This is a genomic window from Pantoea alhagi, from assembly GCF_002101395.1.
Classification (GTDB): domain Bacteria; phylum Pseudomonadota; class Gammaproteobacteria; order Enterobacterales; family Enterobacteriaceae; genus Mixta; species Mixta alhagi.
The window spans coordinates 2,855,904-2,879,113 of sequence record NZ_CP019706.1 but is presented as its reverse complement, the minus strand read 5'-3'; the positions used below and the strand labels follow the sequence as shown (position 1 = coordinate 2,879,113).

Sequence of the window (23,210 nt, the reverse complement as noted above, 5' to 3'; positions counted from 1 at the left end):
CAACTAAATCCTGGCGTAACAGAAGAAACAAAATGCCGCTCGCGCTAAGCAAGCGGCCATAACGGTCGGCGATTAATTACCGTAAACGTTAAAATCAAAATACTTTTTCGCGATCTTGTCATAGGTGCCATCTTTGCGCATTTCAGCAAAGGCTTTATCAATGGCCGCCTTCAGTTCGCTATCTTCTTTACGCAGCCCGATACCGGTGCCGACGCCAAAGATCTTGTCATCTTTCACCGCCGGGCCAGCAAAGGTGTAATCTTTGCCCACCGGCTGTTTCAGAAAGCCTTCGCTCGCCTGCACTTCATCCTGGAAAGCGGCATCGATGCGGCCCGCATTCAGATCCTGATAAACCAGATCCTGATTAGCGTAAGGCGTGATAGTAACGCCTTTTGGACGCCAGTACTGATTCGCATAGGTTTCCTGAGTGGTGCCCTGCAGCAGGCCGATATTTTTCCCTTTTAACGACTCCGGCGTTGGCTCCAGTTTTGCCCCTTTTGGCGCAACCAGCCGCGAGTTAGCGGCATAGAGCTTGTCAGAGAAGGCGATCTCCTGCTGACGCTTTTCAGTGATAGAGAGCGAAGAGATAATAAAATCAATTTTCTTCGCCTTCAGCGAGGGGATCAGCGCATCGAAATCGCTTTCCACATAGGTACAGCGAGCCTCAATACGTTTGCAGATCTCATTGGCCAGATCGATATCAAAACCGACCAGCTCGCCCTGCGCATTTTTCGATTCAAACGGCGGATAGGTGGGATCGTTACCGATACGCAGCGTTTTCGGTACGGCAGCACCGACAGTGCCTGCGAAAGCCAGCAGCAAAGAGAGAGCCAGAACTCGCTTTTTCATGGGTTATCCTCAAGTGAAGAGCTTATAGTTATGTGAGATGTGACAGGTTTGCTTTCAGGAAACTGCACTTTTCATGCCAGTTTAGAATACTGCGGCATGAATGACGTTTGGCCTTCACGGCAGCAAAAAACGGGCATAAGCGCTTCGTTTGTGAATGAAATATAGCAGGCCTGAAAAGAGGAAAAAGCGACATTGTTACGTTTTGGTGCATGACCTGCACGAAAAGTGATCCAGGCCAGATTAATGCACCAAAACAGAACATTTTATGTGAGGTTATGCACCCTGCCAGCGCGTGAACAGATCTTCCGGCAGAGTAATATCAAACTGATCGAGTACGCGATTCAGCGTTTGATCCACCACCTCCATCAGGCTCTGCGGACGATGATAAAAAGCTGGCACCGGCGGCATCACAACTGCGCCCAGTTCGGCGGCAGCGGTCATCATCCGCAGATGTCCCAGATGCAGCGGCGTTTCCCGTACGCACAGCACCAGGCGACGGCGCTCTTTCAGTACTACGTCGGCAGCTCGCGTCAGCAGCCCATCGCTATAGCTGTGGACGATGCCGGAGAGCGTTTTCATCGAACAGGGTAAAATCGCCATCCCTGCAGTTTTAAACGAACCGGAAGAGATGCTGGCAGCAATATCACGCACATCATGCACCACATCGGCGAATCCCTGAACTTCGCGCAGGGTAAAATCTGTCTCCAGCGCCAGCGTTTGGCGGGCGGCATTGCTCATCACCAGGTGCGTTTCAATTTCCGGCAGCGGCTTTAAGAGCTGCAACATGCGAACGCCGTAAATGACGCCGCTGGCGCCGGAAATGCCAACGATCACTCTTTTCATGAAAATACTTTCCTTATTGGTGGGAGGTTAAGTTTGGACGCCCGCCTCCAGGATTACAATCAAACCGTTAATGCGACGCCCTTCAGCACCTCTGCCTGTGCAGCAAAAAGATGAATAAGGTGATCGGCAACCACCCTGACCCGACGCGAATGCGCCAGATCGGCATGCATTACCAGCCACACCGGCTGCTCAACGCCCGGCTCCTCCAGCAGACAATGCAACCCTGCCCGCTGCGCCAGAAAATGAGGCAGCAGCGCTAAACCCATCCCGGCAACGGCGGCGGAAAGCTGCGCCGACAGCGTATTGGTTTCCAGCCGGCAGGGACGCCCGCGCAAGGTACGTAAAAGCCATTTTGCTGCAGGCAGATGATGATGCGTTTCCGCCCAGCCAATAAAATCATCATGCTCAAAAGCAGCGTTCTCTTTATCGAAGCGCCGGGTGGTCAGGTAAGAGGCTGACCCGTACAGGCCGAAGCCCAGCGTGCCTACACGTTTTATCGTTAAATTACCCGCTTCCGGACGCACCATACGTACTGCCAAATCGGCATCGCGCCGGTGCAGATTTACCGTTTCCAGGCCGCTGATGACCTCTACCCGTAGTTCAGGATGCCGGGTGAAAAGCGCCCCCAGCGAAGGGATAATCAGCGGGTTCGCCAGATTTTCCGCCGTCGCCAGCCTTACCACTCCCGCCACCTTGCCCTGGGTTTGCGCCGCCTCGCCAAAAGCAAGCGCGGCATGTTCCAGCGCTTCAGCCCGTTCCAGCAGCGCTTCGCCATCATCGGTCAGCCGATAGCCGGTCTGATGGCGGCTGAAAAGCGGTACGCCCAGCGCGGTTTCAAGCCGATCCAGACGGCGCGACAGCGTGGCGATCCCGATGCGCAGTTCATCTGCAGCACGACTTAAGGTGCCACAGCGGGCAACGGCAAGAAATATCCGGGCATCATCCCAGTGAATAGAGGCGTACATTTTGTTTTTCAAAAATGGAAAACGGAACGCCGATTTTAACGCTACTTTGCCAATAGAGAAAAGCAGATACTTCCTGCAACCAACAGGAGGAGCAAAAATGCAACAACGACAGCTGACAAAAAATCTGCAGGTTTCTGCACTGGGCCTGGGCTGCATGGGAATGAGCGAATTCTACGGGCCGCGCGATGACGCCGCCTCGCTGCGCGTACTGGAACAGGCGCTGGATAGCGGAATTAACTTCTTCGATACGGCAGATATGTATGGTCCTTACCACAACGAAGAGATTATTGGTCGCTTTCTGGCCTCCCGGCGGCAACAGATAAAAATTGCGACCAAGTTCGGCATTGTGCGCCAGCCGGGGGAATACCGTCGCCATATCGATAACAGTGCGGACTATGCCCGCCGCAGCTGTGAAGCTTCGCTGCGACGTTTAGGCATTGAGCAGATCGACCTCTATTACGTTCACCGTCTGGATAGCGCAACGCCGGTGGAAGAGACAATGGAAACGCTGGCGCAGCTGGTGCGTGAAGGGAAAATTGCCCATATCGGCCTGTGCGAAGTTAGTGCAGCCACGCTAAAACGGGCGCATGCGGTTCATCCGGTGGCGGCACTTCAAACGGAATATTCCCTCTGGACACGCGAGGTAGAAAACGCAGTGCTGCCGACCTGTCGGGAGCTGGGTATCGGACTGGTGGCCTACTCTCCGCTTGGACGCGGCTTTTTAACCGGTCGTTTTCAGCCAACGACAACCTTTGCGCCCGGCGATTTCCGCGCCAGCCTGCCCCGTTTTCAGCCGGAAAATATCGCCAGGAACCGGCCGCTTGCTGAAGTAATCGCTGCGCTGGCGGCAGAAAAAGCGTGTACCGCAGCCCAGATTACCCTTGCCTGGCTGCTGGCGCAGGGAGAAGACATTATTCCCATTCCCGGCACCTGTAATCCCCTGCATTTGCAGGAGAATGCGGCGGCGCTCAGGGTAACCTTAAGCCCGCAAGAGCTAACGGCATTACGGGAGGCGGTGACGGCATTACCGGTAGCTGGCGAACGTTATACCGCAGAAGGCATGAAAGGTCTTGATGCGTAAGCAACTTAAGAAAAGGAACCCGATATGAGCAGAACCGCAATTCTTGAGAAGCCAGCCATACAGAGCTGGCGTAGCTGGCTGGCCGTGGTGGCGCTGGGCATTAGCGCTTTTACTATTGTGACCAGCGAACTGGCCCCGATTGGCCTGCTCTCAGCGCTGGCGCAGGATTTTAACCAGTCTCAGGCCGGTACCGGGATCATCGTCACGGCCTATGCCTGGGTGGCAGCGGTGGCCGCACTGCTTTCCGGGGCTTTGCCGCAGCGCGTTCCGCGCCATATGCTGCTGACCGGCATGATGCTGGTTCTGGCAGCATCCTGCCTTGCCGTCGCCTGGGCCAGTTCTTTCAATCTGCTGCTGGCGGCACGCATCACTGGCGCGCTGGCTCATGGTGCTTTTTGGGCATTGATCGGCACCGTTGCCGCCCAGTTGGTTCCGCCTGCCCGCCTCGGATTAGCGACCGCAATTATTTTTGGCGGGGTTTCCGCCGCCAGTGTGGCAAGCGTGCCGCTGGCTAATTTTCTGGCGAACGTGGCGGGATGGCGCAGCGCCTTTATTATTATTGCCGTGATTGCTCTGTTAACCGCCTGCGTTATCGCCTGCAGCGTTCCACCTCTGCGTGCAGCATTTCCGATCGGGCTGCGTGCGCTGTCAGCGCTCTTAACGCAGCGCACTTTTTTACAGCTTTATCTCGCCACTGCCTGTGTGATTACCGCTCATTTTGCAGCCTTTACCTGGATAGAACCCTTGTTGTCAGAAACCTTACGCTTGCCTGCCCCTCTGGTAAGCATGCTGCTGTTGGTATTCGGACTGGCGGGTATTGTTGGCAATGTCCTGGCAGGTAAGCTTATCGATCGTCATTTGAAAGGTCTGGCGATTACAGCATTAATCATGGCGGCTGCCGCCGTTGCGCTGTTAGCCATCTTGCCTTTACAGGAGCATCCGGCTGTAACTGGATTACTGCTGTTGGGCTGGGGAACAGGCATTGCGGTAATTTTTGTCGGCTTTCAAACGTGGCTGTTACGGCTGGCTGGCGCTGCCGCGCAGGCCGCTTCGGCAATTTATGTGGCTATTTTTAATGTGGCGATTGGCTCAGGTGCGCTGGCGGGAAGCCTGCTCCTGCGCTTCACATCAATTGAAGGTGTGCTGCTGACGGCATCAGCGGCGATTTTGCTCGGTCTGCTCCCGATACTGCTATTGCCTCTGCCGACAGAAGATTAAGTTTTGACGGGGCTTGCCGCTGAAAAGGCCCCGTTAAACCTCTTTCAGCACATATTATAATGAGACAGCCAACGCGAGCTGATGACAGAAAGGGAAAGCCGCCTGATTTAAGTCCATAACATCAGGGAATAGCGGGCCGTTTTTTAAGCTTTATGATTCAGGCATAATTTCCTTGCTCAGGCCTGACAGATAAATTCTTACGTGCCTTTCGATGAAATCTTCATCAAGTTCTCTGTGTTGCACAAGCAGCCGATAGAAAATCGGCCCGTAAATACTATCGATTACTTCTTCAATATCGATTCGGTCTACAGTATCAGCACCTAATATTCTGTACAGAGCCTCTCGCGCAGCCTGCCGCCGGGGTTCGATGTAACCTTCAGCAAATGCTTTTAATACGTGTTCATCGGCTTGCCCTAGTGCCAGAAGCTGTTGCACCGTTCTGCCATCTTTTCCGATGTAGGCAGCAACCACAGATCGTAGTTGAGCAATAAGATCCTCAACGGGATTATTGGTTACGGGAAAAACAATTCTGGGCGAAATCTGAGTTAAAAATGCCTCAATGACAACAGCACCTTTAGTCGACCACCATCTGTAAATAGTACGTTTACCTATCCCGGCCCGTGCAGCGATCCCATCGATTGAAAGCCCGGCAAAGCCCAGCTCATCCAGAAGTTCGATGGCCGCACGAAGCGCTGCTTCCCTGCATGCCTCACTTCGGGGCCGACCCGGGCTGCGACTTTTTGGGTTAACGCTCATGTAGATCCCTGCTGAATGGCTCGCGGCATCAGATCATAGGGATGAGCCCATCCCGGCAAGGTTGTCAGGCGTTGTGCCCAGGCGCGGGTCTGAGGATAGCTTTCTAAGCGTATTCCTGTGTCGTCTGTGAAATAAACGTAACCGGCCATGGAAATATCCGCGATTGTGGGCCTGTTGCTTACAATGAATTCTCGATCTTTCAAATGGTTCTCCACAGTCGCGAAGGCATTTTCCGCCTGCATTCGCAAAAATTTTGTGACTTCTGACTCGCCGCTTTTACGGAGACCTACCAGCATGCGCAGGGTCGCGTAATAACTGGAAAATCTGTGGTTATCAAATAACAGCCAGCGAAGGATCTCAAGACGCTCAATCTCATTTTCAGCGCCAAACCTTCCTGTAAAACGGGACAAATATTCCAGAATTACACCCGACTGGCTCAGCCGTCTTCCATCGAATTCAAGGACCGGGATCTCGCCCATTTCATTGACTGAGAGGGCAAATTCAGCCTTTGATGCGCCATTGAAAAAATTGACGAATTGTGGTGTCCACGGGAGGCCACACAGATTGAGCATCAGGGCTGCTTTGTAGGTGTTTCCCGACTCACCTCGTCCATAAAGTGTAAAATGTGTCATGTTGGTTTTCTCCAGCCGAACAACTTTATGAAGCGCCTTTCAGCAATATAAAAGTTACGAACCGGTTCGTATACTATTTAAGTAAACTTTTGCGGATGTATGGTCATTTCTACTATTCATCGCATCCCCCGCTTAAAATATCTCGCTGCAAGAACGCAGATGGCACGAAAAGGTATTTTTTATAATGAATAAAATGAATGGCATAGCTCTCAATGACAGCCAGATTAGGCCGTATTAAATCACTGCCTTAACCCAGTACAATCTGCAAAATGCCGAGTGAGGCGATGGAAATTAACAGTGTCGGCAGCATCGATAGCCGGATAGCGCAGCCCACTGTAATTAGCATGGCTATAACCATCGCCGGATTCGTTGATACCATGTAAGGGGCAATAGCAGACACCATCACACAGCCGGGCGCACTTTCCATAACGCTTCGGGCACGCAGATTAAGATGGCGGTTACGCAACATAAGATACCCCAGAACTCTTGTCAGATACGTCACGATAGCCATGCCAGCAATAGTGAATAACGCAGCCGTGTTCATGCTTTATCTCCCCAAAACCATGCCGCCAGCAGGCCACTGAACGTACCCGCCAGCACATAAGCGTGACCCGGAAATATCAGATACACCACGGCGGCCACAGCCAGACTTATCATCCAGGGACGGGCCGCTCTGAAGCCTTTCCACATTCCCCTCAGCAGCACAATAAACGTGGCGGGAAAAGCCATAGCGAAGCCATACATTTCCACATTGCCAAGAGCAGGGCCAGCAAGCGCACCCACTACGGAGAAGCCCAGCCACACCGGCCAGAAGGGAAAACATGCGCCCATAAAATAGCTCAGGTTAAGGCATTTATCGGCGGGCATGACAGCCGCATTTTTAAGCGTGCGGGAATAGGTTACCGCCCAACCCTCATCAGCCATAAAGAACAGTGCCGGCAACACCTTTCTGCGGGGCTGATGCCTGAGATAGGGCGTAAGCGCAGCGCTCATGATGATGTGGCGGCTGTTAATAAGAAAGGTGAGCAGAATGATGGTCAGCACCGGTAGCGGGTCGCGCCAGAGCTGAATGGCAGCAAACTCTGAGCCACCGGCAAAGTTCAGGCCGGTCAGCAGGCCCAGCTCCGGTGTGCTTAGCCCGGTACGGGATGCCTGCGCACCGAGTATAACGGCATAAGGAGCAATCGCGAGCAGCAGCGGAAGAGCATCTTTCATTCCCTGAGCGAACGAGTCCTGGGATATGGGTTGTTGCATAAAGTTACGTGACCTTTTGAAACATTATTGAATCCAGGCGGACTGGCGACACGTCGCCTTCAACTTAATGGCCGGACTCTGTTAACAAACCGGATAGAAACAATACCCGGCTATTGTTAGAATGTGTTTTCAAAATAACCCCGACTCTGGCAAGTTTGTGGAAGGAAATGCTCATTGGATAAAACAGACCGGAAGATCCTTGCTGAACTTCAAAAAGACGGGCGTTTATCTGTTACTGCCCTTGCTGAACGCGTCGGGCTGAGCTTGTCTCCCTGTCACCGCCGTGTACGGGCGATGGAAGACTCAGGCATTATTTGTGGCTATCGTGCGCAGATTAATACCCGCAAAATCGGTCTCAACTTTTCAGCAATTATCTTTGTTACTTTGCGTGAAGATACCAATTGGTCGGTGGCACTGTTTGAAAAAGCCGTAAAGGAAGTCCCGCAAATTGTGCAGGCGCACCGGTTATTTGGCGATCCTGGTTTTATGCTGCAGATTCTGACAAGAGACCTTGATGACTTTCAGAAAGTTTATGATGAAAAACTGTCGGCTCTCCCCGGGGTCATGCGGCTAACCTCCACTATGATCATGAAAACGGTCATACAGGATCCCCTCCTGGAAATACCGGCAAATGTCACCAAAAGCGAACAACGCTATTTTAAATAACTGGAGCGTCTGACAAAAGTACGCGACGGGCTACGTCACATGGCGAACTGTAGCGCGCCCAGCCACATGCAGTGTCCGCAGTTTCAGAAAATCATCAAAGCTGTTCAGCGTCATACAACACATCCCTGTCCAGTGAGGTAAACCATGACCACCGCTACCCAGACCAGAAAAGCCACGCTACATCTTTTATGTGGAAAAATCGCGTCAGGAAAATCCACGCTTTCAGCGAAATTAGCCACATCGCCCGGTACAGTGATGATTAGTGAAGATCAATGGCTGGCGGCACTCTATGCTGACGAAATGCGGTCTGTTGCAGATTATGTCCGGTACTCACTAAAACTGAGAGAGGCAATGAAACCGCACCTGGTTTCATTACTTGAGGCGGGAGTAAGCATTGTTTTAGATTTTCCGGCTAATACGCTGGCGAATCGTGAATGGATGATGAGCATCATTATAGAGTCTGGTGCTGAGCATTACCTGCACTATCTCAACGTTCCTGATGAAGTCTGTAAGTCTCGTTTACGCGCCCGCAATGCTGCAGGCTCGCATAATTTTTCAGCAACGGATGAACAATTCGAACGGATAACCCATTTTTTTGTTGAGCCAGCCGCAAAAGAAGGCTTCCGCATTATTGAATACCATTAAATTCAATGCCGTCAGATGAATCTTTGGCAGGCGGTATTGCGTTGCGCTGTTTATTTTGTTGGCAAGTACTGCTCCTGTAAAACTGGCAAAATCTTTTTGCCAGCGATAATTTACACAGGCTGCTTCGATATACATAACTCTCTGGCAGCCCATCAATCAATAATCGCGATAAAGCAGCCTGATTAGTAAACCGGCGGCGTAACACCAGAATCTGCAGGCGTAACGATTTTTTCCAGCTTACCAATTTGTGAAATATCACTTTGCGAAATCACACTGCTGATATTGGAATCAGGAAAACGGAGATCCTTGATAACATGTATTTTAACAGGAGCACCCTTACTGTCAGTATCCATCACCCATGCCAGAAAACCCCCAGCGTATTTGGCCAGGCTTCCAATCGGCGATGGCCCGTAGAGTTGAACATATTCAATAAGCGCCGCTTTTTCATAGGCGCTTCCCGCTTCATTTATCTGGCGGTAAGCCTCCAGCGGCGAGTGTGCCGGGATATCATTACGTGGATGTTCCAGCTTGTTGATCGCCTTGATCACTGAGACCAGCCGCGATAGCTCCGAAAGTTGCTCGCCGCGCTTGCCCGCCGGGTAGCCTGTCCCATCCAAACGCTCGTTAGCATTCTCAATCACATCGCGGCAAACCGGGCCCGGCATCCAGCCTGATTCTGGCAGTTTCCGGATAAGCTCTCCCACATGACCGCGAAGGATATCCTTCTGGGCCGGATTCATCGAGAGTTTCAGCGAAGGCAGGCTTGCGCTCAGTAACAGGGGTTTACCCATAGTGTGCATTAACGCACCCAGCACAGCTTCACGCACCTGTGGGTGATTCGGGTTACGCAGCAGCAGCATATCAGCCAGTTTACCGGCGACCTGTACCGCATGCCTGACCCATTCTGGCTTATTCCACAATACCGACAGGGCACAGAGAAAAGCTTTACGGTCTCGTCTCACCAGGCTGAGTAAGCCATCGGCACAGCCATAAAAGACTTCAATAGAGAACTGACTCCGGGATTTAAGATACATCAACCCGGCCTGGAGCTGGTGCGCCACGTTAATGACGTCACTCTCCATCGGAATATGGCGTGCGCGTTTTTCACGTTCAATCGCTGCCAGCTTTAACATCTTTAATTCCTTATGACCCGGAATAAACAGAGGAGACTTGAAAATCAGCTTGCCGCTCATACCGATACGATATGAAGCCTCTCTCTCCGCTTCATTGACAAAGTGAAACAGCGTCTGCAACTGAGATGACGAGAGATTGATAAAGTTAATATAAACCGCAGCATAACCGTGATTACCGAAAGGCCGTATATGGCGAATCCTGCCTTCGGCAAAGAAGCTTTCGCCATTAGGAAACTCCAGCGTAATACCAGGGATCGCCAGGCCAACGTCCAGCGCAATACTCTCAACCAGATCTACTTCGACCATACAGCAGTTGACAGATAATTCACGCAACCGTCCAGGAACGTTAAGTTCGTGTGGATAGACTTCAACGTGGGCGCGGGCCTGCATACCAAGAATAAAAGGAACACGGATAGTGCCTTCATCATCGTTAGAAAAAATAGTATCAGGCAGTTGAAAATCCAGACGATACAACATGCTGTTCGTCTTGTGCAGTTTGGCAGGGATATTACTAAGACTATAGGTCTCCCGTTCAGTGGTGGGCGAACCTTTCAACGTTTCGATATCAAAAATCAGGCCGTCACTGGTCAGATATTTTTCAATATTCGAGCCGCCATACTCCACTTCCAGGCTCATGTTACCGGTATTCAGGTTGAACTCAGAAATTTCAGCCTTTAACGCATAGGGCATGTCCTCGGCATAAACAGACAGAGAGTGTGTATGCTGAAGTAGCGAACGAATGATATTTGATGAAGGAGAAGCATATTGAGTCATAATATAAACACCTGGCATTAAATTTAAAAGGAGTTGCCCGAAATGCCAGTTATCTGGCATCAGATATGATTTATACCTATTATTAGGTAGATGGTACTTTGATACCTGTTATCAGGTGCAAGGCGCTTCTACTATCAATTCCCTGGTACATTCTTTTTTAAGACTGCTTGCTCAAAATAAGTGACCCGAAAAAGCCGAAGTCAAAGAACAGTGATGTTAAGAATGTAGTTCCCTTTAAAAAACATAATCAAGTCTGAATAAATAAATTTATTCGACGGGAAATATATATATTATTTTTATATGAGGTGCAATAGTTTTAATAAAATAGCTGATTTGATGCCTGTTGTAATAAAACAATATAATACAAGGCGTTATAATAAAAACCGTTGAAAACTTTCTTGATACTTACTTTACTTTATTTTACTTTAAACTCAAGTTAATATGCATAACAGATAAAGTATATATATAACAATAAGTTAAACTAAAACGCTTATTGCCGGGACAGGCGGTAAAACCAGCCACCTCATTAGTTAAATGAGGTGTTATTTTATCTTTTAACTCTAAATATCAGTTATTTAATTAAAAATTAACCTTACTGTTGTGATGGTATGAATATTAGCGAAAGTAATACTTCGACTCTGTAATTGAAAAATTTTAATTTTATGATTCAGGTAAGAAAAATTACAGCCTGACGACATCATATTTATTTAACCCATATCTTTTTCTTATAGTTTGAAATTCTTTAGCCTGTAAATGATCACATCTAAATAAAAGACTGCTGTGCCATTTAGAGATGCTCATCTCTTTTTATTTGTCAGAGAAAACACATTAAAAATAAAACTGTAATTAAAATTTGGCTTAAGTAATTAAATGGCTATTTTATTATTATAAAAAGGCCGCTTTACGTTTTAATAACTCAATATAGTTAGCTAATTGCTGTTATTGACAATGGGTTTAGGCAGTGGCTGTAATTATGTTTTATCTACGGGCTAATACTACCATGCGGGAAAATTCAGCAAGGTAATGTAACCTACAGAACCAATTAATAAAATCTATGTATATTTTTTTAATGGGGTGAGCATCCCGGTCCGTAATCACGGTTAAAGGAAGGAATAGTGGGAATCAGAGGCAGGCTCAACAGCTCAGGTTTGATGCCTGTAGCCTTTAACAATACGGCTCAACCTGCCCTAATAACCGACGAACGCGATAAACAAGCAGGAGATAAACAACAATGAGGTACAGATGGAGGCAGCAATCTGGCTGTTGACGAGCATTGTCGTCTGTAACAGAAAAGCTGCGGGCCGGATAACCGGCCCGCAAAGAAGTTTAACCTTCGTTGTGCATTTCGAGGCTTTCCACCTCGTTCTGACGCGCCAGCGCTTTGGCATCGTCATTACGTAGCGATTGCAGATATTCCAGATATTGCAGATCGACATCTTTCGTGACGTAGATACCGTTAAAGACCGAGCATTCAAACTGCTCAATATCCGGATTTTCTTCGCGTACCGCTTCGATCAAATCATCAAGATCCTGGAAAATCAGCGCATCGGCTTTAATCAGCTGACGGATCTCTTCCACTTCACGACCGTGTGCGATCAGTTCCGTAGCGCTCGGCATATCGATGCCATAGACGTTCGGAAAACGGATTTCCGGTGCGGCGGAAGCCAGATAAACCTTCTTCGCGCCCGCTTCGCGCGCCATCTCAATGATCTGTTCTGACGTGGTGCCGCGCACGATGGAATCATCCACCAGCAGCACATTCTTATCGCGGAACTCAGCACGGTTGGCATTCAGTTTACGGCGCACTGCGTTACGACGCAGCTGCTGACCCGGCATGATAAAGGTACGGCCAACATAGCGGTTTTTCACAAAGCCCTGACGGTAAGGCTTATCAAGGATGCGGGCGATTTCCAGCGCCACGTCAGTAGAGGTTTCCGGGATCGGGATCACCACGTCAATATCCAGGTCTTCCCATTCGCGGGCGATTTTCGCGCCAAGCTTGGTGCCCATACGTACGCGGGCGCTGTAGACCGAAATCTTATCCAGAAAAGAGTCCGGGCGAGCAAAATAAACATATTCAAACAGGCATGGGTTATTACGCGGATTTTCAGCGCACTGGCGGGTATAGAGCTGACCGTTAACGGTGATATACACCGCTTCGCCCGGCGCTACGTCGCGCAGAAACTCAAAGCCCAGCGTATCCAGCGCCACGCTTTCCGAAGCCACCATATATTCAGTGCGACCTTCAGCCAGCTCACGCTTGCCCATTACCAGCGGACGGATACCGTTAGGATCGCGGAAGGCGACCATGCCGTGACCGATAATCATTGCCACGCAGGCGTAGGCGCCGCGCACATGCTGATGTACGGCGGCAACGGCAGAGAAAATATCATCGGCTTCCAGCGGGTGATGCGGGCAGCGATCCAGCTCCTGCGCAAAAATATTCAGCAGAATTTCCGAATCCGAGGTGGTATTCACATGACGGCGGCCGCTTTCAAACAGTTGCTTACGCAGCTCGTGCGCATTGGTCAGGTTACCGTTGTGGGCCAGGGTAATACCGTACGGGGAGTTGACGTAGAAAGGCTGCGCTTCGGACGCGCTGGAGCTACCGGCGGTAGGATAACGCACATGACCGATGCCCATATTGCCCTGCAAACGCTGCATATGGCGAGCTTCGAACACATCGTTGACCAGCCCGTTCGCTTTGCGCAGACGGAAACAGTTCAGCGCATCGATGGTACAAATGCCTGCGGCATCCTGCCCACGGTGCTGAAGCACCGTTAACGCGTCATAAATCGACTGGTTGACCGGCATAAAACCGGTGATACCGACAATACCGCACATGTTGTCATATCCTCATTGGCCGCACACCCGGCGCGATTACCGGGGTAAAAAACTCGACGTGCTTTGCAGATAGTCAAAAAACCATCTGATGATGTAACTGAACTCAGGAATCAGCTGAGACTGCTGCCAGTCCGGGCTTTTGGAAAAGCCGGTAAAGGTATCGAGGAAGAACAGCATCGCTGAAACGATCAGCACGCCGCGCAGCGCCCCGAAGCAGACACCCAGTACTCTGTCGGTTCCCGACAAACCCGTTTTTTCGACCAGCGAGCCAATCACATAGTTCACTATTGCTCCGACAATCAGGGTAGCAATAAAGAGAACGGCGATGGCAATGCCGTTGCGCACCAGCTGATCGTCAAACCCGGTGAACCAGACAGCAAGGAAGGGATAGTAATGACTGGCAACAAAGAATGCGCATCCCCAGGTGATAAGAGATAAAGCTTCCCGAACAAACCCACGAATCAGGCTGACAAGAGCAGAAAAACCAACAATCCCAATGATGACGTAATCTATCCAGACCATGAACTCTTCCAGCGACAGTGCCCCTGCATCCAGTTCGGGGCGCATTCTAACAGAAAAAGAAAACGTTTGCGTAGCGTTTTCCCCATCCCATAAAAATAAAAAAGCGAATAAAAAAACCGCAGCGGGAGCAGGCGCAGCGGCAATCCCCGTGCGGGATCCCCTGCTGCGCGGGCTCTTTAGCGTGCGCTGTAAGGTTTAACCACGCCGCCCAGGCCAGAGATACTTTTCAGTTCGCCTACCGCAGCCTGCATTTTAGCCTTTGAGGCATCCGGACCAACGTAAATGCGGGTAATCTGCCCCTGTACCGGCGTTGACGGCACGGTCCAGGCACGATAGCCGGAGAGACGCAGCTGCGCCACAATCTCATTAACCTTGGCAGCATTTTTCAGCGCGCCCAGCTGTACCATCCAGGCCTGCCCTGTCGGAGCCGTTTGCTCTGCCGGTTTCGGCGTTTCCACCGGCTTTGGCGTCTCTACCGGTTTCGGCTTCGGCATTTCTGCTGGCTTAGGCTTCGGCCTGGGTTGCTCAACCGGCTTCGGTCGCTCTGTTTTCACTTGTGGCGGCGACTGCACCACTGGCGGCGGCGCGACTACCGATGGTTCACTGTTGGGCTGCGGTATCGCAGCGCCGTTATCGCCCATCTGCTGCGGACGATTACTGTCGCCTTCGATCGCCGCGCCAGCGCCTTCCGGCGGCTGGGATGGCAGCGACTGCGTGACCGGCGGCACCATATCGCTATCCTGCTGATCGTCCGGTTTCGGCACCAGCGGGATCGCCGCAAACTCCTCTTTATAATGCTTTTTTTTCCCGTCAAGCAGGCCCGGCAATACAATGACGCCAACGGCGACCAGAATCACCGTGCCGACTAAACGGTTCTGAAACTTACTTGCCACTGCCCTTCTCCGTTTCCATCGCTTCCATGACCTGTGCCACGGTATGGAATGATCCACATACCAGCACAATATCCTGTACAGCCGCCTGCTGCATGGCGGCCTGCCATGCTTCGGTAACAGAACCAAAGGCGATTGCCCGATCCGTTTGTAGCTCGGCCATCAGCTGCTCTGCGCTGGCCCCGCGCGGGCCTTCCAGCGGCGCTAAATACCAGCGATCAACCTGCGGTGTCAGAGATGCCAACGTACCGGCAATATCTTTATCATGCAGCATGCCCACTACCGCATGCACCTGCCCCGTTTTCGGCAGCTGCGCCAGCCGTGCGGCCAGATAACCTGCGGCATGGGGATTGTGCGCCACGTCCAGAATCACCTGCGGCTGCTGTGCCACGGTCTGGAAGCGTCCCGGCAGCACGGCTTTATCCAGATGCTGACGAATAATCGCTTCGCTGACGTGCAGACCTGAGGCGCTCAGCGCCGCCAGCGCGGTGGCCGCGTTAGGCAGCGGCACCTGCGGCAGCGGCAGATTTTCCAGCGTTATGCTGGCATTGCAAAAACGCCAGCCGCTCTCCTGCGGTTGCCAGTGCCAGTCGCGGCCCAGCTGCAACAGCTGCGCGCCTTTTTCGTGCGCCACCTGGGCGATACTCTGCGGCATGTCAGGCTCGCCGACCACGGCAGGGTTGCCTGCACGGAAAACGCCCGCCTTTTCGCGGCCAATGCTTTCACGATCCGGTCCCAGCCAGTCGGTATGGTCCAGCGCGATACTGGTGATCACCGCCACGTCCGCATCCACGATATTGGTGGCATCAAGACGGCCACCCAGCCCCACTTCCAGAATCACCACGTCCAGCGCCGCCTGTTTAAACAGCTGCAGCGCCGATAGCGTACTGAACTCAAAATAGGTCAGCGAGGTTTCGCCGCGCCCTGCTTCAATCGCGGCAAAACTGGCGGTATGCGCCGTTTCCGGCAGTTCATCGCCCTGAATCCGCACCCGCTCGGTATAGCGCAGCAGATGCGGCGAGCTGTAAACGCCAACGCGATAACCGGCGGCTATCAGCAGCGTCTCCAGGGTGCGGCAGGTGGTGCCTTTGCCGTTAGTGCCGGCAACGGTAAACACAAAGGGGGCGGGTTTTAACAGATCGAGCGTACGGGCTACGCGCTCAACGCGCGTCAGACCGAGATCGATGGCCTGCGTATGCAGACGCTCAAGATAATAAAGCCACGCGGCCAGAGGCGACGTGGCTTGAGGAAGGTGAAGATTTTCCATGGATCCCGTTCACAAGGTTACGGTTCATTGGTGAAAGGCGTCGTGTAAGACGCCTTTCCATCATCTGTCAGGCCTCTTGGCTTTCCGATTTCGGCTCGTCCGGCTGATCAACATGATCGGGCAGCGGTGCAGGCAGATTCTGCATTTTCGCCAGCAGGCTTGCCAGTTTATAGCGCATTTCCGGACGGCGGATAATCAAATCGATCGCGCCTTTTTCAATCAGGAACTCGCTGCGCTGGAAGCCCGGCGGCAGTTTTTCACGTACCGTCTGCTCAATCACGCGCGGGCCGGCAAAACCAATCAGCGCTTTCGGCTCCGCCACGTTCAGGTCGCCCAGCATGGCGAAACTGGCGGAAACGCCGCCCATGGTCGGGTCGGTTAATACAGAAATATAAGGCAGACCGCGCTCACGCATTTTCGCCAGTGCTGCACTGGTTTTCGCCATCTGCATCAGCGACATCAGCGCTTCCTGCATACGGGCGCCGCCGCTGGCGGAGAAACAGATCAGCGGGCAGTTATCTTCCAGCGCCTGCTCTACCGCACGGACAAAGCGCGCACCGACGACGGAGCCCATTGAGCCGCCCATAAAGGAGAACTCAAACGCGGCGGCCACGACCGGCATGCTGTGCAGCGTGCCCTTCATGACGATCAGCGCGTCTTTCTCCTCGGTTTCTTTCTGCGCCGCAGCCAGGCGATCCTTATACTTCTTGGAGTCGCGGAACTTGAGAACGTCTTTCGGTTCCAGTTCGCTGCCCAGCTCAACCAGCGTGCCCTGATCTAACAGGCTGTGCAGGCGCTCGCGCGCATGCATACGCATGTGATGGTCGCATTTTGGGCAAACTTCCAGGTTGCGCTCCAGCTCGGCACGGTAAAGCACCTGCCCACAGCTGTCGCATTTTGTCCAAACCCCTTCAGGAATGTTTGCTCTGCGCGACGGGGTAATTGTGCTCTTATTGAGAATTCGTTCAATCCAGCTCATTGATGACCTTTCTGTTTGAACCTGGTGAGACCAGTTTTTCTTGTTGCTGCTGAAGCCGTCTTCAGCAGACCATAAATGTCGCTCATTAAACCATAACCATTACGCGCTGTGGATAAAAATCTGGTCATACCCGTTAGCGCCGATAGCTTAAGGCTGTTTTTGCTGGCGGGCCGCACGGCGATGACGCCATATTTCCACTACGCCCGGCAGTATCGATACCACGATAATCGCCACAATCAACAGCTTCAGATTTTCCTGAACCATCGGCAGCGCGCCAAAGAAGTAGCCCGCATAAGAGAACAACAACACCCACAGCAGCGCACCGGCTACGTTAAACAGCGCGAAATGGCGATAGGACATATGTCCCATACCCGCGACGAACGGCGCAAAGGTGCGGACGATCGGCACGAAGCGCGCAAGAATAATGGTTTTTCCGCCGTGACGCTCGTAAAAAGCGTGGGTTTTATCCAGATAGCTGCGGCGGAAAATACGCGAGTTGGGATTGCTGAAGAGCCGTGCGCCAAACAGCCGCCCAATAGTGTAGTTAACCGCATCGCCCAGCACCGCAGCGATCACCAGCAGCGTTACCATAATATGCACGTTGAGATCGTTATCCGGCAGCGCCGCCAGCGCGCCTGCGACAAACAGCAGCGAATCGCCGGGTAAAAACGGCGTTACCACCAGTCCGGTTTCGCAAAACAAAATCAGAAACAGAATGGCGTATACCCACATGCCATACTGCGCCACCAGCTCGGCCATATGGACATCAATATGCAGGATAAAATCAACAACAAAATGGATTAGATCCATAACTCTTCCTTAGTGAGCGGCAGCGCCTGAAAGTTAATCTTCGAGAAACAGCGGCCCCATCGGAGGCCGGGGTAAAGCAAAATGCGCCGGGTAATCAACGGCGACTAAATAAAGTCCCTCCGCTTTGGCCGTTGCGGCGGCCAGCTTACGATCTTTGGCCGCCAGCAGCTCAGCCATCCAGCCTTCGGGCTGATTGCCACAGCCGATCTCCAGCAGACTGCCAACGATATTGCGCACCATATGATGAACAAACGCGTTAGCCTTGATATCCACCACCACATAACCGCCGTGGCGGCTGACGTTAAGGTGCATTACATTACGCCAGGGCGTGCGCGACTGACACTGCACCGCACGAAACGAGGTAAAGTCGTTTTCGCCCAACAAACACTGCCCGGCGCGGTGCATTTTTTCCACATCCAGCGGCAGATGAAAATGCGTTACGCCACCGTGCAAAATCGCCGGACGCAGCCGGTGATTATAAATCACATAGCGATAACGCCGCGCCGTTGCGCTAAAACGCGCATGAAATTCGTCCGGCACCGCTTTTACCCAACGCACAGCAATATCGTCCGGCAGATTAGCGTTAACGCCCAACGTCCAGGCGGCGTCTTTCCGTACCGATGTGGTTTCAAAATGCACCACCTGGCCGGTGCCGTGTACGCCCGCATCGGTACGTCCGGCACAAAATACCGTAACGTCATGGTTTGCCACCTGCGACAGCGCCTGCTCCAGACGTGCCTGCACGCTGCGCACTTCCTGCTGTCGCTGCCAGCCATAATAACGGCTGCCGTCATATTCAATACCGAGCGCCAGTTTACAGGCGCCCGGGTTAACCGCCTGCGTCATTAGTACAGATACTCCTGTACCAGCTTTTCAGCAGTTTTTATCGCCATCAGCGCGCCGCCGAAGCGCACATTATCGGCCACCGACCAGAACTGCAGCAGCTCCGGGATACCGTAATCGTTACGCAGACAACCCACGTTGAGATTGGCATTATCTGAGGCATCCGTTACCTGGGTCGGATAGCTGTTTTCATCCGACAACACAATCTCATCAATGCGCGACAGCTCATCGCGCGCCTCTTCCGCAGAAAGCGGACGCAGGCTTTCCAGATGCACAATCTGCGCATTGCCGTAAAACACCGGCGCCTGCACGCTGCTGACCGCGATCGGTAATCCTTCGTCCTGCAGTACTTTACGCACCTGTTCAACCAGCCGACGTTCGCTTTCCACGCTGCCGGTGTTGTCCGGCAACTGCGGCAGCAGGTTAAACGCCAGCTGACGGCCAAAGTGATGCTCTTCAGCTGGCAGGCCGTTCAGCAGACGCGCGCTTTCGCCCGCCAGCGAATCTACTGCCGCCTTGCCGTGCGCCGATACCGACAGCAGATTAGTCACCTGCAGACGGCCCAGACCGGCCTGATCGGTAAGCGGCTTGATGGCACTCAGCAGCTGACTGGTCAGGCTGTCCGCAACGCTGATGATATTGCGGTTACGGTAGTCTGCCAGTACCTGAGGATTCACATCCGGCACCACCAGCGGCACATCGGGTTCCAGCGCAAACAGATCGCTGCTGTCGATCACCAGACAACCCGCGCTGGCGGCTTCCTCTGCGTAGCGCGCCGACGCCTCGCGACCGGCCACAAAAAAGGCCAGCTGCGCCTGCGACCAGTCAAACTCACTGGCGTCCTGAACACGCAAAGAGTGCCCGGCAAACCGTACGCTTTCTCCAGCGCTACGCTCGCTTGCCAACAAATACATTTCACCAACCGGGAACTGGCGTTCGGCCAGCAACTCCAGTAAAGCGTTCCCTACTGCGCCTGTCGCGCCTAAAAGCGCAATATTCCAGCCGTCAGACATGTTGGTTTACTCCAGACAATGACATAAAAACAGAAGGCGGTGATATTCACCGCCCGTTGATTCAGATTATTCCCCTGCGATAAGCGCAGGCGAAATAATAAGGGTTATGCTGGCTGATGGACCGCATTAAAGCCCAGCTGTTGCAGCAATGCCGCCGCGTCAGCGTTATCACACTCAACCCGCAGCGATGACCATTCGCGTCGTTCCAGATATTGCTTGCGCAGGCGATCAAATTCACCGGGCTGGCCTGCGACTTTTCTCAGCGGCGCATCATCGCGGCGCACATCATACACCAGATGCGCCAGACGTTTTAGCGTTGGCTGATCGAGCGGGCCGCGCAGCGTAATGCAGCCAAACTCCGGCGCAGGCAGCAGTGTCTCCAGCTCCACCTGCTGCGCCTGACCGATAAAGCGCGTCCAGGCTTCAAACACCTGCGTGGTGCCGCGCGCTTTTCCTTCCAGCGTATAGCCAGCAATATGCGGGGTGCCAATATCTACCCGCTCCAGCAGCGCCACGTTCAGATCCGGCTCCGGTTCCCACACATCCAGCACCACGCTTAAATCGCGACGCTGCTGCAGCACCCGCAGCAAGGCGGCGTTATCCACCACCGGTCCACGGCAGGCGTTGATTAAAATTGAGTCTGGCTTCAACGCCTGCAGCAGCGTTTCATCGGCCAGGTGCAGCGTCCGATAAGGTCCCGCTTTATGCAGCGGCGTATGGAAGGTCAGCACATCCGCTTCCGCCACCAGCTTCTCCAGTGAATGAAACTCACCCGCGTCGCCGCGATCGGCACGCGGCGGATCGCACAGCAGCGTCTTAATGCCCAGTGCTTCCAGCCGTTTTTGCAGACGACCGCCAACGTTGCCAACGCCGACAATTCCCACGGTGCGATCGCGTAGCTGAAAGCCGTCACGTTCCGCCAGCATCAGCAGCGCAGAAAAAACGTACTCCACTACGGCGATGGCGTTGCAGCCGGGCGCAGCGGAAAAACCAATCCCGGCGCGCGCCAGAAAATCCTCATCGACATGATCGGTACCCGCCGTGGCGGTGCCAACAAACTTTATCCCTTTGCCGCCCAGCAGCGCCTCATTCACCTTAGTGACCGAGCGTACCATCAGCGCATCCGCATCGTTCAGCGCCCCGGTGGGAACGGGCCGACCGGGTACCGCAACCACCTCCCCGGTGCGGCTAAATAGCTCACGGGCATAAGGCATATTTTCATCTACCAGAATTTTCACAACGGCTTTCCTGCATCGACTGAAAAATTGGCGGTTATGTTGCCATATCCAGACAGGGAATTCATGCCGCGACGTGCCGTCGACGCGCCCGGTAGCGCTCCGGCGTGGTGCCCGCCTGCTGCTGAAACATAACAATCAGCGCGGAAGAGGAACTGTAGCCCAGTTCCAGCGCAATATCCTGCACCTGCATCCCCTGCTCCAGCAGCGAAATCGCCTGCAGGAATCGCAGCCGCTGTCGCCACTCGCTAAAAGTCATCCCCAACTGAGCCTGACAGCGCCGCGCCAGCGTACGCTCGGTGGTATAGACCTGCTTCGCCCACTGCGCCAGCGTACGGTTATCGCCGGGATGGTTTTCCAGCGCCTGCAGCACCGGTGCCAGATATTTATCATCGGAGCGCGGCAGATAGCTCTCCTGCACCGGCACCTGCAACAGTTGATCCAGCACCACTTCGCAGAGACGTAAATCAGCCGTGGTCTGCGGCATATGCAGCTGCCGTGCGGCGAAATCGGCCATAATCGCCTTAACGATCGGACCGCTTTGGATCAGGCAGGCCTGTGTTGGCATGCCGACGCAGCGTTCCACAGCGATATTAAAGGTCAGTAGCCGGGTATGCTTATGGTTATAGCTGGCATGTTGATGCTCAGGCGGGATCCAGACCGGGAACGCGGCGGGCGTCAGCAGGCGTTTGCCCTCCGCCTCTATCTGCAATACGTTCCCTTCGACAAAAATCAGTTGCCCCCAGCGGTGCGCGTGCGGCAAATATTCCGTGCGGGCATTGGTTTGCTCATAACGCAGGAAGAAACGGAAATCGCTGGCAAAAGCGGGTTCCTGATAAACAAGCTGAACCATCTTTTCTCCCGGCTGCGCCGAACGCCTGTCTGTCCGGTCAGTGATAAATTTTGTCTGATATTAACTATCTGTCTGAAAACGGACAAGCGTACACTGCCCACTATTGATTCAAAGACGTTGAAACCATTATGAGCTTTTTATTTCCCTTGTTTGCGGTGCTGATCTGGTCGGTTAACGCCATTGTCAGCAAGCTTTCCGCTGGCGCTATCGATCCGGCGGCAATCTCCCTTTATCGCTGGCTGCTGGCGCTGCTGGCGCTAACGCCCTTTGTACTGCCTGCCGTCTGGCGCAATCGTCGTGAGGTGGCGCAGGTATGGTGGAAGCTGCTGGTGCTTGGCCTGTTGGGTATGGTGCTGTACCAGTGCCTGACCTATTACGCAGCGCACAGCGTGACCGCTCTGTTTATGGGCATCCTGAACGCGTTGATCCCGCTGCTGACGGTACTGTTAAGCGTGGTTATTCTGCGTGTTGCGCCGACGTTGGGAATTCTGCTGGGAAGCCTGCTTTCATTCGGTGGACTTACCTGGCTGGTAAGCCAGGGGAACCCGGCTCAGCTGCTGACGCACGGTATGGGCAACGGCGAACTAATGATGTTTGCCGCCTCAACCTCGTACGCACTGTATGGTGTCCTGACCCGGCGCTGGGCGCTTACCCTGCCGGGCTGGCAAAGCCTCTATATGCAGATTTTCTTCGGTGTACTGTTGCTAATTCCCGGCTTTTTACGTGCGCCGGATATCAGCCTGACCGCCCAGAATATCCCGCTGGTGCTGTTTGCCGGTATTCCCGCCTCGATTATCGCGCCATTCCTCTGGATCCAGGGCGTACTGCGCATGGGTGCCAGCACTACCAGCATTTTCATGAATCTGGTGCCGATATTTACTGCGATAATTGCCGTGCTGTTTTTGCATGAAACCCTGCAAAGTTATCATTTTATCGGCGGCGGCATTACGCTGCTTGGCGTGATTGTGGCGCAGCGCCTGCGCATACCGCTGACTGCCGCGCAGCGTGCGGCTAACGATCCGGCGGCCTGACACGCTGAGATTGTATGCTTTTTCCGCGCTGAATCGGGCCGGTGCTGCGACTTCCCCGCATCGGCCCGTAATAAACGCCGCCAGTAATGAATTATCCCACCTGATTC

Annotated in this window: 23 protein-coding genes; 5 read left to right on the top strand and 18 right to left on the bottom strand. The window is 53.1% G+C overall.

Annotated features, from left to right (window positions below; all coding sequences use genetic code 11):
- Positions 1 to 72: 72 nt before the first annotated feature.
- The 3 genes from B1H58_RS13470 to B1H58_RS13460 form a co-directional block, all read right to left on the bottom strand.
- A complete protein-coding gene (locus B1H58_RS13470) occupies positions 73 to 849 on the bottom strand; it encodes a lysine/arginine/ornithine ABC transporter substrate-binding protein (RefSeq protein ID WP_085070998.1) in 777 nt (258 codons plus the stop codon).
- 273 nt (positions 850 to 1,122) lie between these two features.
- Entirely contained in the window at positions 1,123 to 1,692 is a 570-nt protein-coding gene (locus B1H58_RS13465) for a UbiX family flavin prenyltransferase (RefSeq protein ID WP_085070997.1), read from the bottom strand.
- Positions 1,693 to 1,751: 59 nt separating this feature from the next.
- The gene (locus tag B1H58_RS13460) at positions 1,752 to 2,657 is read right to left on the bottom strand and encodes a LysR family transcriptional regulator (protein ID WP_085070996.1); all 906 of its coding nucleotides are present in this window, start codon (positions 2,655 to 2,657) and stop codon (positions 1,752 to 1,754) included.
- A 97-nt stretch (positions 2,658 to 2,754) separates the two neighbouring features.
- Here B1H58_RS13460 and B1H58_RS13455 point away from each other — a divergent pair, with 97 nt between their 5' ends.
- Together B1H58_RS13455 and B1H58_RS13450 are read left to right on the top strand one after the other, a co-directional pair.
- Positions 2,755 to 3,738: an aldo/keto reductase gene (locus tag B1H58_RS13455; protein ID WP_085070995.1), complete on the top strand. Its 984-nt coding sequence runs from the start codon at positions 2,755 to 2,757 to the stop codon at positions 3,736 to 3,738.
- Between the two features lie 24 nt (positions 3,739 to 3,762).
- Complete coding sequence (locus tag B1H58_RS13450) at positions 3,763 to 4,956, top strand: MFS transporter (protein WP_085070994.1); 1,194 nt, start codon at positions 3,763 to 3,765, stop codon at positions 4,954 to 4,956.
- A 150-nt stretch (positions 4,957 to 5,106) separates the two neighbouring features.
- On the opposite strand, the gene B1H58_RS13445 is transcribed toward B1H58_RS13450, so the two are convergent.
- The 4 genes from B1H58_RS13445 to B1H58_RS13430 form a co-directional block, all read right to left on the bottom strand.
- A complete protein-coding gene (locus B1H58_RS13445; protein ID WP_085070993.1) occupies positions 5,107 to 5,712 on the bottom strand; it encodes a TetR/AcrR family transcriptional regulator in 606 nt (201 codons plus the stop codon).
- Positions 5,709 to 6,344, bottom strand: a complete 636-nt coding sequence (locus B1H58_RS13440; protein ID WP_085070992.1) for a glutathione S-transferase family protein — start codon at positions 6,342 to 6,344, stop codon at positions 5,709 to 5,711. The genes B1H58_RS13445 and B1H58_RS13440 overlap by 4 nt, the downstream gene beginning before the upstream one ends.
- Before the next feature lie 247 nt (positions 6,345 to 6,591).
- Positions 6,592 to 6,888, bottom strand: coding sequence for an AzlD family protein (locus B1H58_RS13435; protein ID WP_085070991.1), 297 nt, complete (start codon positions 6,886 to 6,888; stop codon positions 6,592 to 6,594).
- Positions 6,885 to 7,559, bottom strand: a complete 675-nt coding sequence (locus B1H58_RS13430; protein WP_237172382.1) for an AzlC family ABC transporter permease — start codon at positions 7,557 to 7,559, stop codon at positions 6,885 to 6,887. Before B1H58_RS13430 ends, B1H58_RS13435 begins: the two co-directional genes overlap by 4 nt.
- A 213-nt stretch (positions 7,560 to 7,772) precedes the next feature.
- On the opposite strand from B1H58_RS13430, the gene B1H58_RS13425 reads away from it, so the two are divergent.
- On the top strand, positions 7,773 to 8,264 hold the full coding sequence (locus B1H58_RS13425; RefSeq protein WP_085070989.1) for an Lrp/AsnC family transcriptional regulator: 492 nt from the start codon (positions 7,773 to 7,775) through the stop codon (positions 8,262 to 8,264).
- Between the two features lie 144 nt (positions 8,265 to 8,408).
- Positions 8,409 to 8,909 (top strand): P-loop nucleotide/nucleoside kinase family protein, encoded by a 501-nt coding sequence (locus B1H58_RS13420; RefSeq protein ID WP_085070988.1) that lies wholly within the window; start codon positions 8,409 to 8,411, stop codon positions 8,907 to 8,909.
- A gap of 182 nt (positions 8,910 to 9,091) precedes the next feature.
- Here B1H58_RS13420 and B1H58_RS13415 read toward each other — a convergent pair whose 3' ends face one another.
- From B1H58_RS13415 to B1H58_RS13365, 11 genes are all read right to left on the bottom strand, one after another.
- A complete protein-coding gene (locus tag B1H58_RS13415) occupies positions 9,092 to 10,816 on the bottom strand; it encodes an HD domain-containing phosphohydrolase (protein WP_085070987.1) in 1,725 nt (574 codons plus the stop codon).
- A 1,326-nt stretch (positions 10,817 to 12,142) separates the two neighbouring features.
- Positions 12,143 to 13,660 (bottom strand): amidophosphoribosyltransferase, encoded by a 1,518-nt coding sequence (gene purF, locus B1H58_RS13410; protein ID WP_085070986.1) that lies wholly within the window; start codon positions 13,658 to 13,660, stop codon positions 12,143 to 12,145.
- Positions 13,661 to 13,696: 36 nt separating this feature from the next.
- Positions 13,697 to 14,182 (bottom strand): colicin V production protein, encoded by a 486-nt coding sequence (gene cvpA, locus B1H58_RS13405; protein WP_085072315.1) that lies wholly within the window; start codon positions 14,180 to 14,182, stop codon positions 13,697 to 13,699.
- Positions 14,183 to 14,358: 176 nt separating this feature from the next.
- Positions 14,359 to 15,075 carry a cell division protein DedD gene (gene dedD, locus B1H58_RS13400; RefSeq protein ID WP_085070985.1) on the bottom strand — a complete coding sequence of 239 codons (717 nt, stop codon included), beginning with the start codon at positions 15,073 to 15,075 and terminating at the stop codon, positions 14,359 to 14,361.
- A complete protein-coding gene (gene folC / locus B1H58_RS13395) occupies positions 15,065 to 16,339 on the bottom strand; it encodes a bifunctional tetrahydrofolate synthase/dihydrofolate synthase (protein ID WP_085070984.1) in 1,275 nt (424 codons plus the stop codon). Before folC ends, dedD begins: the two co-directional genes overlap by 11 nt.
- 67 nt (positions 16,340 to 16,406) lie before the next feature.
- A complete protein-coding gene (gene accD, locus B1H58_RS13390) occupies positions 16,407 to 17,318 on the bottom strand; it encodes an acetyl-CoA carboxylase, carboxyltransferase subunit beta (RefSeq protein ID WP_085070983.1) in 912 nt (303 codons plus the stop codon).
- A gap of 147 nt (positions 17,319 to 17,465) precedes the next feature.
- The gene (locus B1H58_RS13385; protein WP_085070982.1) at positions 17,466 to 18,128 is read right to left on the bottom strand and encodes a DedA family protein; all 663 of its coding nucleotides are present in this window, start codon (positions 18,126 to 18,128) and stop codon (positions 17,466 to 17,468) included.
- Positions 18,129 to 18,161: 33 nt separating this feature from the next.
- Entirely contained in the window at positions 18,162 to 18,974 is an 813-nt protein-coding gene (truA, locus tag B1H58_RS13380) for a tRNA pseudouridine(38-40) synthase TruA (protein WP_085070981.1), read from the bottom strand.
- Entirely contained in the window at positions 18,974 to 19,984 is a 1,011-nt protein-coding gene (locus B1H58_RS13375; protein ID WP_085070980.1) for an aspartate-semialdehyde dehydrogenase, read from the bottom strand. Before B1H58_RS13375 ends, truA begins: the two co-directional genes overlap by 1 nt.
- 104 nt (positions 19,985 to 20,088) lie before the next feature.
- Positions 20,089 to 21,222 (bottom strand): 4-phosphoerythronate dehydrogenase PdxB, encoded by a 1,134-nt coding sequence (gene pdxB / locus B1H58_RS13370; protein ID WP_085070979.1) that lies wholly within the window; start codon positions 21,220 to 21,222, stop codon positions 20,089 to 20,091.
- 61 nt (positions 21,223 to 21,283) lie between these two features.
- Entirely contained in the window at positions 21,284 to 22,072 is a 789-nt protein-coding gene (locus B1H58_RS13365) for an AraC family transcriptional regulator (RefSeq protein ID WP_085070978.1), read from the bottom strand.
- Between the two features lie 128 nt (positions 22,073 to 22,200).
- Here B1H58_RS13365 and B1H58_RS13360 point away from each other — a divergent pair, with 128 nt between their 5' ends.
- Positions 22,201 to 23,103 (top strand): DMT family transporter, encoded by a 903-nt coding sequence (locus tag B1H58_RS13360; protein ID WP_085070977.1) that lies wholly within the window; start codon positions 22,201 to 22,203, stop codon positions 23,101 to 23,103.
- Positions 23,104 to 23,210: the final 107 nt, after the last annotated feature.

What these genes read in the sequence shown, in the direction of transcription:
- B1H58_RS13360 (WP_085070977.1), top strand. Translation starts at nt 22,201, where the DNA reads ATGAGCTTTTTATTTCCCTTGTTTGCGGTGCTGATCTGGTCGGTTAAC.
- B1H58_RS13430 (WP_237172382.1), bottom strand. Translation starts at nt 7,559, where the DNA reads ATGAAAGATGCTCTTCCGCTGCTGCTCGCGATTGCTCCTTATGCCGTT.
- accD (WP_085070983.1), bottom strand. Translation starts at nt 17,318, where the DNA reads ATGAGCTGGATTGAACGAATTCTCAATAAGAGCACAATTACCCCGTCG.
- B1H58_RS13445 (WP_085070993.1), bottom strand. Translation starts at nt 5,712, where the DNA reads ATGAGCGTTAACCCAAAAAGTCGCAGCCCGGGTCGGCCCCGAAGTGAG.
- purF (WP_085070986.1), bottom strand. Translation starts at nt 13,660, where the DNA reads ATGTGCGGTATTGTCGGTATCACCGGTTTTATGCCGGTCAACCAGTCG.
- B1H58_RS13420 (WP_085070988.1), top strand. Translation starts at nt 8,409, where the DNA reads ATGACCACCGCTACCCAGACCAGAAAAGCCACGCTACATCTTTTATGT.
- B1H58_RS13435 (WP_085070991.1), bottom strand. Translation starts at nt 6,888, where the DNA reads ATGAACACGGCTGCGTTATTCACTATTGCTGGCATGGCTATCGTGACG.
- truA (WP_085070981.1), bottom strand. Translation starts at nt 18,974, where the DNA reads ATGACGCAGGCGGTTAACCCGGGCGCCTGTAAACTGGCGCTCGGTATT.
- B1H58_RS13465 (WP_085070997.1), bottom strand. Translation starts at nt 1,692, where the DNA reads ATGAAAAGAGTGATCGTTGGCATTTCCGGCGCCAGCGGCGTCATTTAC.
- B1H58_RS13365 (WP_085070978.1), bottom strand. Translation starts at nt 22,072, where the DNA reads ATGGTTCAGCTTGTTTATCAGGAACCCGCTTTTGCCAGCGATTTCCGT.
- B1H58_RS13460 (WP_085070996.1), bottom strand. Translation starts at nt 2,657, where the DNA reads ATGTACGCCTCTATTCACTGGGATGATGCCCGGATATTTCTTGCCGTT.
- B1H58_RS13440 (WP_085070992.1), bottom strand. Translation starts at nt 6,344, where the DNA reads ATGACACATTTTACACTTTATGGACGAGGTGAGTCGGGAAACACCTAC.
- B1H58_RS13415 (WP_085070987.1), bottom strand. Translation starts at nt 10,816, where the DNA reads ATGACTCAATATGCTTCTCCTTCATCAAATATCATTCGTTCGCTACTT.
- B1H58_RS13450 (WP_085070994.1), top strand. Translation starts at nt 3,763, where the DNA reads ATGAGCAGAACCGCAATTCTTGAGAAGCCAGCCATACAGAGCTGGCGT.
- cvpA (WP_085072315.1), bottom strand. Translation starts at nt 14,182, where the DNA reads ATGGTCTGGATAGATTACGTCATCATTGGGATTGTTGGTTTTTCTGCT.
- B1H58_RS13385 (WP_085070982.1), bottom strand. Translation starts at nt 18,128, where the DNA reads ATGGATCTAATCCATTTTGTTGTTGATTTTATCCTGCATATTGATGTC.
- B1H58_RS13375 (WP_085070980.1), bottom strand. Translation starts at nt 19,984, where the DNA reads ATGTCTGACGGCTGGAATATTGCGCTTTTAGGCGCGACAGGCGCAGTA.
- B1H58_RS13455 (WP_085070995.1), top strand. Translation starts at nt 2,755, where the DNA reads ATGCAACAACGACAGCTGACAAAAAATCTGCAGGTTTCTGCACTGGGC.
- B1H58_RS13470 (WP_085070998.1), bottom strand. Translation starts at nt 849, where the DNA reads ATGAAAAAGCGAGTTCTGGCTCTCTCTTTGCTGCTGGCTTTCGCAGGC.
- folC (WP_085070984.1), bottom strand. Translation starts at nt 16,339, where the DNA reads ATGGAAAATCTTCACCTTCCTCAAGCCACGTCGCCTCTGGCCGCGTGG.